At 70.4% G+C, this 12,531-nt stretch carries 14 protein-coding genes and 2 tRNA genes; 13 read left to right on the top strand and 3 right to left on the bottom strand.

Annotated features, from left to right (window positions below):
- Positions 1–22 precede the first annotated feature (22 nt).
- The gene (locus J8403_RS09325; protein ID WP_211122763.1) at positions 23–868 is read left to right on the top strand and encodes a GNAT family N-acetyltransferase; all 846 of its coding nucleotides are present in this window, start codon (positions 23–25) and stop codon (positions 866–868) included.
- Between the two features lie 44 nt (positions 869–912).
- Here J8403_RS09325 and J8403_RS09320 read toward each other — a convergent pair whose 3' ends face one another.
- A complete protein-coding gene (locus J8403_RS09320) occupies positions 913–1,428 on the bottom strand; it encodes a DsbA family protein (protein WP_211122762.1) in 516 nt (171 codons plus the stop codon).
- 132 nt (positions 1,429–1,560) lie between these two features.
- Between J8403_RS09320 and J8403_RS09315 the strand changes: the two genes are divergently transcribed.
- Positions 1,561–2,019 carry a hypothetical protein gene (locus tag J8403_RS09315; RefSeq protein ID WP_211122761.1) on the top strand — a complete coding sequence of 153 codons (459 nt, stop codon included), beginning with the start codon at positions 1,561–1,563 and terminating at the stop codon, positions 2,017–2,019.
- Between the two features lie 68 nt (positions 2,020–2,087).
- A complete protein-coding gene (locus J8403_RS09310; protein ID WP_211122760.1) occupies positions 2,088–2,261 on the top strand; it encodes a hypothetical protein in 174 nt (57 codons plus the stop codon).
- A gap of 56 nt (positions 2,262–2,317) precedes the next feature.
- Here the strand turns inward: J8403_RS09310 and J8403_RS09305 are convergent, their stop codons facing one another.
- Both J8403_RS09305 and J8403_RS09300 read right to left on the bottom strand, forming a co-directional pair.
- The gene (locus tag J8403_RS09305) at positions 2,318–2,887 is read right to left on the bottom strand and encodes a CGNR zinc finger domain-containing protein (RefSeq protein WP_211122759.1); all 570 of its coding nucleotides are present in this window, start codon (positions 2,885–2,887) and stop codon (positions 2,318–2,320) included.
- A 377-nt stretch (positions 2,888–3,264) separates the two neighbouring features.
- Positions 3,265–3,678, bottom strand: a complete 414-nt coding sequence (locus tag J8403_RS09300; protein WP_003959770.1) for an SsgA family sporulation/cell division regulator — start codon at positions 3,676–3,678, stop codon at positions 3,265–3,267.
- 190 nt (positions 3,679–3,868) lie between these two features.
- On the opposite strand from J8403_RS09300, the gene J8403_RS09295 reads away from it, so the two are divergent.
- The 10 genes from J8403_RS09295 (at position 3,869) to J8403_RS09250 (ending at position 12,530) form a co-directional block, all read left to right on the top strand.
- A complete protein-coding gene (locus tag J8403_RS09295; RefSeq protein WP_211122758.1) occupies positions 3,869–4,324 on the top strand; it encodes a TIGR02611 family protein in 456 nt (151 codons plus the stop codon).
- A gap of 66 nt (positions 4,325–4,390) precedes the next feature.
- A tRNA-Val gene (locus tag J8403_RS09290) sits at positions 4,391–4,462 on the top strand.
- A 289-nt stretch (positions 4,463–4,751) separates the two neighbouring features.
- Positions 4,752–6,032 (top strand): ABC transporter substrate-binding protein, encoded by a 1,281-nt coding sequence (locus J8403_RS09285; RefSeq protein ID WP_211122757.1) that lies wholly within the window; start codon positions 4,752–4,754, stop codon positions 6,030–6,032.
- A gap of 11 nt (positions 6,033–6,043) precedes the next feature.
- Positions 6,044–7,045: a carbohydrate ABC transporter permease gene (locus J8403_RS09280; RefSeq protein ID WP_211122756.1), complete on the top strand. Its 1,002-nt coding sequence runs from the start codon at positions 6,044–6,046 to the stop codon at positions 7,043–7,045.
- A complete protein-coding gene (locus J8403_RS09275) occupies positions 7,015–7,893 on the top strand; it encodes a carbohydrate ABC transporter permease (protein WP_425519888.1) in 879 nt (292 codons plus the stop codon). Before J8403_RS09280 ends, J8403_RS09275 begins: the two co-directional genes overlap by 31 nt.
- A gap of 7 nt (positions 7,894–7,900) precedes the next feature.
- Complete coding sequence (locus J8403_RS09270; protein ID WP_211122754.1) at positions 7,901–8,512, top strand: DUF624 domain-containing protein; 612 nt, start codon at positions 7,901–7,903, stop codon at positions 8,510–8,512.
- Positions 8,513–8,612: 100 nt separating this feature from the next.
- Positions 8,613–11,360 carry an exo-rhamnogalacturonan lyase family protein gene (locus J8403_RS09265; RefSeq protein ID WP_211122753.1) on the top strand — a complete coding sequence of 916 codons (2,748 nt, stop codon included), beginning with the start codon at positions 8,613–8,615 and terminating at the stop codon, positions 11,358–11,360.
- Positions 11,361–11,392: 32 nt separating this feature from the next.
- A complete protein-coding gene (locus J8403_RS09260; RefSeq protein WP_211122752.1) occupies positions 11,393–11,881 on the top strand; it encodes an SRPBCC family protein in 489 nt (162 codons plus the stop codon).
- A gap of 67 nt (positions 11,882–11,948) precedes the next feature.
- Positions 11,949–12,023, top strand: a tRNA-Val gene (locus J8403_RS09255).
- Positions 12,024–12,158: 135 nt separating this feature from the next.
- On the top strand, positions 12,159–12,530 hold the full coding sequence (locus J8403_RS09250) for a VOC family protein (protein ID WP_211122751.1): 372 nt from the start codon (positions 12,159–12,161) through the stop codon (positions 12,528–12,530).
- Position 12,531: the final 1 nt, after the last annotated feature.

Below are 12,531 nucleotides of genomic sequence, written 5' to 3'. Positions count from 1 at the left end.
GGCGGACCGGTAGAACACCCTCGTGACCACCACTCTGCGGCCCACCGCGCCCGAACAGCCCACCGACGGCGGCGGGCGTGCCCGCTCGTACGAGGTGTGCGTCAACAGCCGCCCCGTCGGCTCCGTCCGGCTCACCACCGACGCCCGTCTGGGCCCGGCGGCCGGGCGCATCGAGCGGCTCCACATCGACGAGGGCGAGCGGCACCGGGGCCGCGGCACGGTCGCCGCGCTCGCCGCCGAGGAGGTGCTGCGCGGCTGGGGCTGCACCCAGCTCGTGGTGGAGGTCCCCGCGGCGGCCACGACCGCCCTCGGGCTCGCGGCCGCGCTCGGCTACAGCGAGCGCGGCCGCAACATGCTCAAGCGGCTCACCGAGCCGCCCGAACTGCCCGGGGACAGCGCGATACGCCCCATGACGGAGGCCGAGTACCCGGCCTGGCGCGCCCAGGAGCGGGCCGGATACATCGCCGACCTGCTGGAACGCGGAGTCACCCGGCAACAGGCCGAGACCAAGGCGGACAGCGACTACGCGACGCTGCTGCCGCAGGGCCCGGACACCCCCGGGGCCCTGCTGCGCGTCCTCGCCCACGGCGGTACGGACGTGGGCACCCTCTGGGTCGCGCTGCGCGCGGGGGAGCCCGACGCCGCCGAGGGCGGGGAGGCGTACGTCTACGCCGTCGAGGTCACCGAGGAGCACCGCGGCCGCGGACACGGCCGCACCCTGATGCTGGCCGCCGAGCACGCGAGCCTGGAACACCGGGCACGCAGCCTGGGCCTGTACGTCTTCGGCGGCAACACCCCGGCGCTGCGGCTGTACGAGTCGCTGGGCTACGAGCCGACCGAGTACCAGCTCTACAAGCCGCTGCTCTGAGGGCCAAGAGCCTTCCCGGGCCCTCTGGGGCCCTGCCGGAGGCCTTACGGCCGCTCGGCGACGAGGCGGGCGGCGATCTCCTCGATGCGCTCCCGCAGCCCCTCCTGGCTCTTGCCGCCGTCCAGCCGCTCGCCGCCGATCACATACGTGGGGGTGCCGGTGACCCCGATCGCCTTGCCCTCGGCCTGGTCCGCGTCCACGATCAGGATGTGCCGGCCGTCGACCAGCGCGGTGTCCATCTCCTCGGCGTCCAGCCCCAGTTCCCGGGCCACCTCCACCAGCAGCGGCTCACCCCGGGTGCCGAGCTCCTCGGTGCGCTCCAGGACGGCCTCGACATACGGCCAGCCGCGCCCCTGCGCGATGGCCTCCTCGGCCGCCTGGGCCGCCGCGTGGGCGTGCCGGTGGCGCTCCAGCGGGAAGTGGCGCAGCCGGATGTCCAGGGCGTCCTGGAAGCGCTCGCGCAGCGCGCGCAGATCGCCCAGGGCGGTACGGCAGTCCGGGCACTGCAGCTCGCACCAGACGTCGAGCACGGGACGAGGGGAGGGGTCGGTGTGGCTCATGGGACCAGTCTTCCAGTCCCTGGTCCCCGCTCCGTACCCGGAGATGTCCCTGATCCCGGGCCGGGGCCATGGCCCCGGCCGCCTTACGGGGTGCACGATGGACATACCGGAACGCCAGTCGCGGGAGGAACGATGCTGACCGACACCATCTGTGCCGCGCTGTCCGCGGCCGGTCTGGGCATCGCCGGGGTGACCGCCTACCGCAAGCGGTTCCTGGCCGCGACCCGGATCGCCGCCTACGCCCTGGTCCCGCTGGGCCTGGCGATGACCGGCGTCCTGGACTGGGTGGCCGACCTGGTCTTCAAGCCGACCGTCTGGCTGGGCTTCGGCGTGCTCGGCCTCTCCTGGCTGCTGTTCATGATCAGCCGGGCGGTGGAGCGCCGCTCCGGCGGCACCCGTAAGGAGCGCAGGGCGGCGGCCGCGGCCGGAAGGGCCGGGGTGTCCGCGGGGGCCTCGGAGCCCGCGCTGGGGTCCGGCCGGGGAGCCGCCGGGGCGAAGGCCGCGGAGCGGCCGAAGGCCAAGGGCGGAACGAGCTCTGGCACAGATGACTTCTCCGACATCGAGGCCATACTCAAAAAGCACGGGATCTGACAAGCGACCGATCAAAAAACGATCACCGGTCGCAGGCGGGGTGAGGGCTGGGTCATGATCTCCGCGAGATGTTGCAATCACCGCCCGGGGAGCAATCCCCCATCGAAAGACCCCCTGTTCCGCCGAGCGACGAGACCCGTGGCTGTCTCTTCGCCCTCTCGCAGCCGCCGCTGATGCTGTTCCTGGCGTTCATCGGCACCCTGCTCTTCGTGACCGCCGTTCACGACCTCCACCGGTGGTGAGGCGGCGCCCCGCCCGTTCCCTCTCCGCCCGGCCGCCGGCCGCCGGGCGCGGGCGGTCAGCTCGCGGCCTCTCGGCGCCGGGCCCGGTACGCGGCCACGTGCAGCCGGTTGCCGCAGGTGCGGCTGTCGCAGTAGCGCCGGGAGCGGTTGCGGGACAGGTCCACGAAGGCGTGGCGGCAGTCCGGGGCCTCACAGCGGCGCAGCCGCTCCCGCTCGCCCGCCACCACGAGGAACGCCAGCGCCATGCCGCAGTCGGCGGCGAGGTGGTCGGCCAGCGAGGCCCCGGGTGCGAAGTAGTGCACATGCCAGTCGAAGCCGTCGTGGTCGGTGAGCCGGGGCGTGGTGCCGGCCGCGGCGATCATCGCGTTGAGCAGCTCGGCGGAGCGGCGGGTGGCGGCCTCGTTCCCGGCCGCCGAGAAGACCTCGGCGAACCGGTCCCGTACGGCCCGGACGGCGATGAGGTCGCGCTCCCCGAGCGTGCCGATGTCGCTGATGTCATTGCGCTCGACGAACCGGCGCAGGGCGGCGACATCGGCGAGGTCATCCTGGTCCGCACCCTCGGGCGCGGTGTTCACCAGATCGACGACCGCGTCGAGCGCGCACCGGGTGTCGTGGTTGATCAGCACGATTGGCTCCCTGGCCGGCTGGGTCGGCGGCTGCCCCTGGGCTGCCCTCGATCTGCCCGACTCTAGCCCTGCCGGGCGCCGGGCGGTCACCGGACGGCCCCGGGCGGACACGCGACAGCCCCGGGCGGACACGCGACGGGGCAGCGCCGACACGCGACGGGGCAGCGCCGATACGCGACGGTGCTGCGCCGATACGCGACGGTGCCGCCGCCGCGGGGGGGTGCCGCGGCGACGGCACCGTCGCCTGCCTCTGCCGTTGTCGGGTTGCCGTGGTCGGGATGGTCGGTACTGAAAGGTTGCGCATGTCGTGCAGATCGCGCCCAGGCTTGCGCCGTCTCCCCGAGTCGGACGGCCGAGCGCTCAGCTCTCGCCGGGTCTCAGCTCTCCGCCAGGATGTGGGAGAGCTCTGTGTCGAGGTCGAAATGGCGGTGTTCGGTACCGGGTGGCACCGCGGCGTCGGTTCGCTTCAGGAACGACTCCAGGGCCCGCGCCGGGGCTTCGAGCAGTGCCTCCCCCTCCGGGGAGCTCAGGGCGATGCAGACGACTCCCTGGCCGTGGCTGCGGGACGGCCACACACGGACGTCGCCGGTGCCGGTGGGCCGGTGCAGGCCCTCGGCGAGAAGATCGCGGGCAAACACCCATTCGACCGTCTCTTCGGCTCCGGTGTGGAAGGTGGCGTGCACGGCGTAAGGGTCGGCCGTGTCATACCGCAGGCCCGCGGGTACAGGCAGTGAGGATTCGCTCGACACAACGAGGCGCAGGTGCAGCTCGCAGCTGACCGTGGTGTTCATAAGCGCCAGGGCCTTTCGCTCAGTGTGCGCTCGGGGATTCGCACGTCGGCGAAATCGACATGCCACCTACGGTGCCGTTGTAAACCCCTCTGACCGTTTTGCGGCGCTTCCGGTAGCTCTTGCGGCCCAGCTCCGACATGGGTGCTACCGCCGTTCCGGTGACTTCAAATGATCAGGTAGGTTGGGTCACATGAATGCGGAGAGTGACGGGCGGCGGGGGGCTGCCGAAACGGCGCCCCAGGCCGCGACGGGGGGCGATGCGCCGAAGCGGGAGCCGGTATGGGGTTCCCGGGCGCCGCAGTTCATCAAGCGGTCGCGCCCGCTCCACCTGAGCTGGCAGGTCGGCGTCTTCATCGTCGGCCTCGGGGTCGTGGGCCTGGGCATCATCCTGCTGCCCCTGCCCGGTCCGGGGTGGCTGGTGATCTTCGCCGGAATGGCGATCTGGGCGACCGAGTTCGTCTGGGCCCAGCTGGTGCTGGCCTGGACCAAGCGCAAGGTCACCGAGGCGGCGCACCGCGCCCTGGATCCGAGGGTGCGCCGGCGCAATCTCATACTGACCACGATCGCGGTGGTGATCTGCGCCGCGGCGGTGACCGTCTACGTGTGGAAGTTCGGCATCGTGATGCCGTGGAAGATCGAGCAGTGACCGGTCCGGGGTCGTAGGACTGGTCATGAGCACGGTCCGGCATGCGCTAATGTTGGCCGTGCGCCAGGGCGATTAGCTCAGTGGGAGAGCGCTTCGTTCACACCGAAGAGGTCACTGGTTCGAACCCAGTATCGCCCACCCTGGATCGAGGGCCCGGACGGCATCTGCCGTCCGGGCCCTCGGCGTTCGCGCATGTCCGAAGCTGTCCGAAAGCTGTCCGGTGGGGCTGTCCGAAGGTGCCCGGTGACGGGAGGCCGTCGGTGTCGTCTCCGGCGGGTTGTCGAAGCGCTTCGCCTCAATCCTGATCGATCCTGCCCGAATCGTTGACGTACGCCTCGCTGGTCCTTAACTTGTCCCGGCAAGCGCTTGCCTAAAACGTTTCAACCACCAAGGGCGGTCGGACGGCCTGCCCGGGGAGGGGCGTGTCATGGGTGCTCGGCGAGGGACGACGAGGGCGAGAGGGGTCCGCGCGGCCGCGGCCGCGCTGGCCGCACTGGGGCTGCTGGCCACCGGCTGCGGCGGGGGGAGTGGCTCGGGGGACGGCAAGGTGACCATCCGCTACTCGTGGTGGGGGGCCAAGGACCGTGCCGAGCTGATCCAGAAGACGGTCGAAATGTTCGAGAAGGAACATCCGAACATCAAGGTCAAGACGGACTTCTCGGAATACACCGACTTCTGGAGCAAGTTCAACACCCAGGCCGCGGGCGGAAACGCCCCGGACGTCTTCCAGAACTCCTACGCCTTCCTGCGCAAATACGGCGACAAGAACCTTCTGCTGGATCTGAATGGCCAGGCCAAGGCCGGAAATCTCAGCCTGAAGGGTTTTCGTGACGGGCTGGAGAAGGCCGGGGATATCGACGGCAAGCTCCTGGGAGTGCCGGTCGGCGCCAATACCTTCGCCCTCTTCTACAACCCGGACGCGTATCGGAAAGCCGGAGTGACCGTCGAGGCCGGATGGACCTGGGACGACTTCTTCGCGGCCGCCGAGAAGGTGCGCAAGAGCGACGACACGCTCTACGGCGCCAGCGACAACGCCAATGTGATGTACCTCTACGACCTGTATCTGCGGCAGAACGGCAAGGCGTTCTTCACCAAGGACGGCAAGCTCGGCTTCACCGAGGACGACCTCACGAAGTGGTGGGGCCGGTGGCAGCAGCACGCCAAGGCCGACGAGCTGGTGCCGGGCAAGAAGTCCGAGCAGGCCAAGCCGAAGGCGTCGATCAGCGCCGATCTGTCGGCCTCCGAGTTCACCTGGGACAACTTCCTGGTCCGCTTCGCCGCCGAGACCAAGACCAGCCTCGACCTCGGGCCCATCCCGACCACCGACGGCAAGCGGACCGGCCAGTACCTCTCCTCGCTGATGCTCAGCGGCTCCGCCCGCACCCAGCACCCCAAGGAAGTCGCCCAGTTCATCGACTTCATGACCCATGACCCCGAGGTGGGCAAGGTCATGGGCTACAACCGCGGCATCCCGGCCACCACCTCCCAGTACGACGCCTATGAGCCGCAGGGCGTCGACGCCAAGATCGCCGCGTATGAGAAGAGCGTGAGCGCCCAGCTGGAGCCGATCACCCCGCATCCGGCCGGCGCCGATGTCGCCGAGGCCGCCTTCCTGAGGATCTACACCCAGGTCGCGCTGGGACAGACCTCGATGGGCAAGGCCGTCGACCAGTTCTTCAACGAGGCCGACTCCGCGCTCGGCTCGTGAGGAGAGCTTCCGTGACACCGACCACGACGCGTGCGACGCACGGAACGCGGCCCCCCACCGGGAAGTCCCGGGCCACGGCCGCCCCCGGCACCCGCCCCGCCCCCGCGGCGGGGCGGCGCCAGGGCCGCCGGGAGAACCTCGCGGGCTATCTCTTCCTGACGCCCTGGTGCATCGGGATCCTGCTGCTCACCCTCGGCCCGATGCTCGTCTCGCTCTATCTGGCATTCACCGACTACAACCTCTTCGACTCGCCACGGTGGATCGGGTTCAAGAACTTCCAGGACCTCTTCCAGGACGACCGCTGGTGGACCTCGGTCCAGGTGACGCTGAAGTACGTACTGATCGGCACCCCGCTGAAGCTGGCCGCGGCGCTCGCCGTGGCGCTGCTGCTGGTCAAGCCCCGTAAGGGCCAGGGCTTCTACCGCTCGGCGTTCTATGCCCCCTCGCTCATCGGCGCCAGCGTGAGCGTCGGCATCGTCTGGCGGGCGATCTTCAACGACGACGCGGTCGTCGACAAGTCGATGAGTCTGTTCGGCTGGGACGTCGGCGGCTGGATCGGCGACCCGGACTGGGCGCTGCCCACCCTCATCACCCTGACCGTCTGGCAGTTCGGCGCCCCGATGGTGATCTTTCTGGCCGGGCTGAAGCAGGTGCCGGGCGAACTGTACGAGGCCGCCGAGATGGACGGCGCCGGCCGCTGGCGGCGGTTCCGGTCCATCACCCTGCCGATGATCTCCCCGGTGCTCTTCTTCAACCTCCTGCTGGAACTCATCCACTCGTTCCAGGTCTTCACCTCGGCGGTGGTGATCGCGGGCTCGGGCACCAACACCGGCGGACCGGGCGACTCCCTGCTGGTCTACGGCTGGTACCTCTACGAGCAGGGCTTCCGCAATCTGCGCATGGGGTACGCCGCCGCGATGGCCTGGATGCTGATGCTCGGCATCGGCCTGGTGACCGCGGTGCTGTTCAAGACCCAGCGCGGCTGGGTGCACTACGAGGAGGATGCCCGGTGAGTGCTTCTGTGGGGCAGCGCGGGGCGCGCTCCGTGATCTGGCATGTCGGGGCGCTCGCCGTGCTGGCGGTGATCCTCTACCCCGTGGTGTGGGTGATCGGCGGCTCGTTCAAGCCCGGTGACCAGATCATCGGCAGCCTCCAACTGTTGCCCACCGATCCGATCACCGACAACTACCGACGGCTCAGCGACGGCATCGCGGACGTTCCGATCTCGACCTTCTTCACCAACTCGCTGCTGCTGGCGGGCGGTTCGGTGATCGGCGTGCTGTTCTCCTGCTCACTGGCGGCCTATGCCTTCGCCAGGATCCGCTTCGCGGGGCGCGACGCGCTCTTCACGCTCATGATCTCCACCCTGCTGCTGCCGTTCCAGGTGCTGATCATTCCGCAGTACATCCTGTTCCAGAAGCTGGACCTGATCAACACGTATGTGCCGCTGCTGCTCGGCAAATACCTGGCGGCGGACGCCTTCTTCGTCTTCCTGATGGTGCAGTTCATGCGCGGTCTGCCCCGGGAACTGGACGAGGCGGCCCGGCTGGACGGCTGTGGCCATCCGCGCATCTACTGGAACATCGTGCTGCCGCTGTGCCGCCCGGCCCTGATCACCAGCGCGATCTTCACCTTCATCTGGTCCTGGAACGACTTCATCGGGCCCCTGCTCTACCTCAACGAACCGGACAAGTACACGGTCTCGCTGGGCCTGAAGCTCTTCATCGACCAGGACTCCGTCGCCGACTACGGAGGCATGGTCGCCATGTCGCTCGTCGCCCTGCTGCCGGTGCTGCTGTTCTTCCTGGCCTTCCAGCGCCATCTGGTCGAGGGCGCGGCCACCTCCGGGCTGAAGGGCTGAGGCGGCCATGGGAAGCGCTAGGGACCAAGCCGCCGTACGACGCACCGCGCGGCGGCCCGCCCGCGGCACACCGCGCTTCGCGCTGTTCGCCGAATGCCTGCTGACCGGCGTCTGGATGGTGCTCGCCGCCTTCCCGGTGATCACCCTGCTGCCCGCCTTCGCCGCCGGCTGTACGCACCTTCGCCGCCATCTGGACGGTGAGCGGTCCACCTGGCGGGACTTCCTGACCGGGCTGCGGGAGGCCACCCGCAGCGGCTGGCGGTTCTCCCTGCTGTGGTGGGCGGCGCTCGCGCTGCTCGCCTTCGATCTGCGGGTGGCCCGGACCGGAACCCTGCCCGGCGGGCCCGCGCTGATCGCCGTCAGCGTGGCCGGTCTGCTCGCGGTGCTCGTCCTCGGGCTGCGGACGGCGACCGTACGGCGGCCCGGCACCGCATGGTGGGCCGCCGCCCGTACCGCCTCACGCCAGGGCCTGGCCGCCGACCCCGGTGGATCGCTGCTGCTCATCGGCGGGCTCGCGGTGCTCGCCGTCGCCGCCTGGCAGCTGCTGCCGCTGATCGCCCCGGCGGCGGGCGCCCTCGCGGGCTGTGCGGTCGCCGTGGAACGCCGCGCCGGCGTCTGACCCGGACGCCGCCTGCCACCCGCCCTCAGCGCCACCCGCCCCCGGCGCTGGCGCTGCCACTCATGTCATGCACCTGCCCCGTACGAAAGGTGAAGCCGACATGCCCCCGATCGCCCGACGCAACCTCCTCAAGGCCGCAGCCGTCACCGGCGCCGCCATACCGTTCTCCTGGCTGCTCGCCGAGAACGCCCCGCAGGCCGCCGCCGACAGCCCCGCCGCGAAGTCCGCCGACGAGCCCGTGGACATCACCTGGCTGGAGGACGGTGGCCTCGGCGCGGCCGCGGGCTCCACCTTCGGCGTCCCCTGGCCCAAGGGCGCCCACCCCGGCGACCGGACCTTCGCGCTGACCACCGCCGACGGCAAGGAGGTGCCCCTGCAGACCTGGGCCACCGCCCACTGGCCCGACGGCTCGCTCAAGTGGACCGCGCACGCGGCGGGGGAGGGGCTCACCGGCAGCGCCCACAAGCTCACCACCGGCACACCCGCCGCACCGGCCAAGAAGGTCACCGTCGCCGAGAGCGGCGGCAGGATCACCGTCGACACCGGGGTGATACGGGCCGTGATCGGCAAGGACGGCGAGCGGCTCGTACGCTCCGTGACCCGCGGCTCCACCGAGATCGCCCGCGACGGCCGGCTGGTCCTGCTCCGCCAGGGCGACCTCGACGACGGCGACCACGGCAGTGCCGCGTGGGAGCGGTTCGACGGCGAGATCAGCGGCGCGAAGGTCGAGCAGCGGGGCCCCGTACGCGCCGTCGTCCGCATCGACGGCAAGCACCGCAGGGGCCGCCGGGCCTGGCTCCCCTTCAGCGTCCGGCTCTACTTCTACGCGGGCGCCGACTCGTTCCGCATGGTGCACACCATCACCTACGACGGCGACCAGAACAGAGACTTCATCCGCGGCCTCGGCGTCCGCTTCTCCGTACCGATGCGCGACCAGGCGTACGACCGCCACATCCGCATCGCGGGCGAGGGCAAGGGATTCCTCACCGAGGCCGTCAAGGGCATCACCGGGCTGCGCCGCGACCCCGGCGCGAAGATCCGCACCGCCCAGGTCAGGGGCGAGAAGCTGCCCGACCCGGCCACTTGGGACCAGCGCGTCACCTCCCGGCTCCACCTCGTCCCCACCTGGGGCGACTACACCCTCTCCCAGCTCTCCGCCGACGGCTTCACCCTGCGCAAGCGCACCAAGCCCGGCCACGGCTGGATCGCGGCGGGCGGCGGCGGCCGCGCGAGCGGCTTCGGCTATGTGGGCGGCGTCAGCGGCGGACTCTCCTTCGGACTGCGCGACTTCTGGGAGAAGTTCCCCGCCCAGCTCGACATCCGCGGCGCCGCCGGGGACGCGGCCGAGGTCACCCTGTGGCTCTGGTCGCCCGAGGCCCAGCCCATGGACCTGCGCTTCTACCACGACGGCATGGGCCAGGACACCTTCCCCGAACAGCTCGAGGGCCTGGAGATCACCTACGAGGACTACGAGCCGGACTTCGGCACCCCGTACGGCATCGCCCGCACCAGCGAACTCACCTTCTGGGCCAACGCGGCCACCCCCGACGCCGACACCCTCGTCCGGCAGGCGGCCGCCGTACGCACCCCGCCCCAACTGGCCGCGGGCCCCGCCGACATCGCCCGCGCCAAGGTCTTCGGCGGCCTCTTCGCCCCTGTCGACCGCTCCACCGCCGCCAAGGCGAAGATCGAGGACCGGCTGGACTTCCTCTTCGACTACCACAAGGGCCAGGTCGACCAGCGCCGTTGGTACGGCTTCTGGGACTTCGGCGACATCATGCACACCTACGACGGGGACCGCCACCAGTGGCGGTACGACGTCGGAGGCTACGCCTGGGACAACTCCGAGCTCTCGCCCGACCTGTGGCTATGGCTGGCGTATCTGCGCTCCGGCCGCTCCGACATCTTCCGCTTCGCCGAATCCATGACCCGGCACACCGGCGAGGTCGACGCCTACCACCTCGGCGAATGGGCCGGGCTCGGCACCCGGCACGGCGTCCAGCACTTCGCCGACAGCGCCAAACAGCAGCGCATCTCCACCGCCCTGTACCGCCGCTACTACTACTTTCTCACCGCGGACGAGCGGACCGGCGACATCATGCACGCCCTCGTCGACTCCGACGAGACGTTCCTCGTCCTCGACCCCCTGCGCAAGGTCCGCGAGGACCCCGACTACGAGCCCGATCCGCACGCCCTGTCCATCGGCTTCGGCACCGACTGGAGCGGCCTCGCCGGCGCCTGGCTCACCGAATGGGAGCGGCGCGGCCCCAAGGCTAAGAAGGCGGAGGCGCGGCTGCGCTCCACCATGGAGACCATCGCCGCTCAGCCCAACGGCTTCGTCCAGGGCAGCGGGCTGTACGACCTCGACACCGGTAAGTACGCCATCGAGGACGAGCCCAAGGTCAGCGTCTCCCATCTGTCCGCGGTCTTCGGCCTGGTCGAGGTCTGCGCCGAGGTGATCGACCTCATCGACATGCCGAAGTTCAAGGAGGCGTGGCTGGACTACTGCCGCTACTTCAACGCCACCAAGGCCGAGCAGAAGGCCCGCTACGGCACCGACTTCGGCTCCCTGATCCTGGTCCAGGGCCACTCACGGCTCGACGCCTACGCCGCCGTCCAGCTGAAGGACGACAAGCTGGCCGCCCGCGCCTGGCAGAAGTTCGCCGAGTACCACGAGGGCGACGGCTACCCCGACGCCACCACCAGCTGGCGGACGGTCGAGCTGGAGGGCCCGCGGGTGCTGGAGCCCGGCGTGGAGGCGGCCTGGGTGAGCACCAACGCCACCGCCCAGTACGGCCTCGCCGCGATCCAGAACCTCGCGCTCGTCGGCGACAAGCTGCCGGGCTAGCCACGCGGTGACGGCCGGACCACACTGAGGGCATGGACTGGTGCCATTACCGCTTCCACAGCCGATGGGACCTCGACGCCGCACCCGCCGCCGTCTTCGCGGCGCTGGCGGACGGCGACGACTATCCGCGGTGGTGGCCCCAGGTCCGTGAGGTCCGGCGGATCGACGAGCGCAGCGGCGCCGCCCGCTTCCGCTCCCTGATCCCGTACGACCTGCGGGTGATCGTCAGCGAGGCACGCCAGGACCCGGCGGACGGCGTGCTGGAGATCGGCTTCTCGGGCGATCTGGAGGGCTGGGCGCGCTGGACGGTGCTGCCCCAGGGGACCGGCACCCGCGCCCTCTTCGAACAGGAGGTGGTGGCCCGCAAGCCGCTGCTGCGCCGCCTCGCGCTCCCCGGCCGTCCCGTCTTCCGGGCCAATCACGCCCTGATGATGCGCTCCGGACGGCGGGGGCTGCGGGCGCATCTGGCGGCGCGGCCCACCGGTCCGGCCTCGCCGCCCTCCGGCGGACATTCGGTTTGAACCAAACCCGCCGCGACCTGTATTGTTCAGGTCGTTCCGCCGGGGGAGACCCCGATGAGGACAACCCGGGCGATTAGCTCAGTGGGAGAGCGCTTCGTTCACACCGAAGAGGTCACTGGTTCGAACCCAGTATCGCCCACCACCCCATGAGGCCGGGCCGCCAGCAGGCGGCCCGGCCTCATGTCTGTGCGCTGGTAACGCCGGTCCGTGTGCTTGTCCGGCCAAGAGCTGGGTATCCGGATAAAACTTCCGTGGGTGACGATGTGGAGGGGAACTCATGGCCGTAGCCAGCGCAGCCGTCCTGACCCTGGACTGTGCCGAACCCGAAGAACTCGCCGACTTCTACGCCCGGGTGCTCGGCGCCGAGATCCAGCCGATGACCACCCCCGACCGGCTCGAGATCGTCGCACCCGGCGGGTCGCGGATGGCGTTCCTGCGGGACCACGGCTTCGCCCCGCCGAGCTGGCCGCGGCCGGACGACTCCCAGCAGGCCCATCTGGACCTGCTGGTGGAGGACATCGACGCCGCGGAGCGCCAGGTCATCGACCTGGGCGCCCGCCCGCTGGACACCAAGAACAACGGTGGCCTGCGCGACACCCGGGTCTACTCCGACCCGGCGGGCCATCCCTTCTCGCTCCGCCGCACCTGAG

Source organism: Streptomyces yatensis (genome assembly GCF_018069625.1).
In the GTDB taxonomy this organism is placed as follows: Bacteria; Actinomycetota; Actinomycetes; order Streptomycetales; family Streptomycetaceae; genus Streptomyces; species Streptomyces yatensis.
The sequence above is the reverse complement of the archived record's forward strand: the minus strand, read 5'-3'. Positions and strand labels throughout refer to the sequence as shown.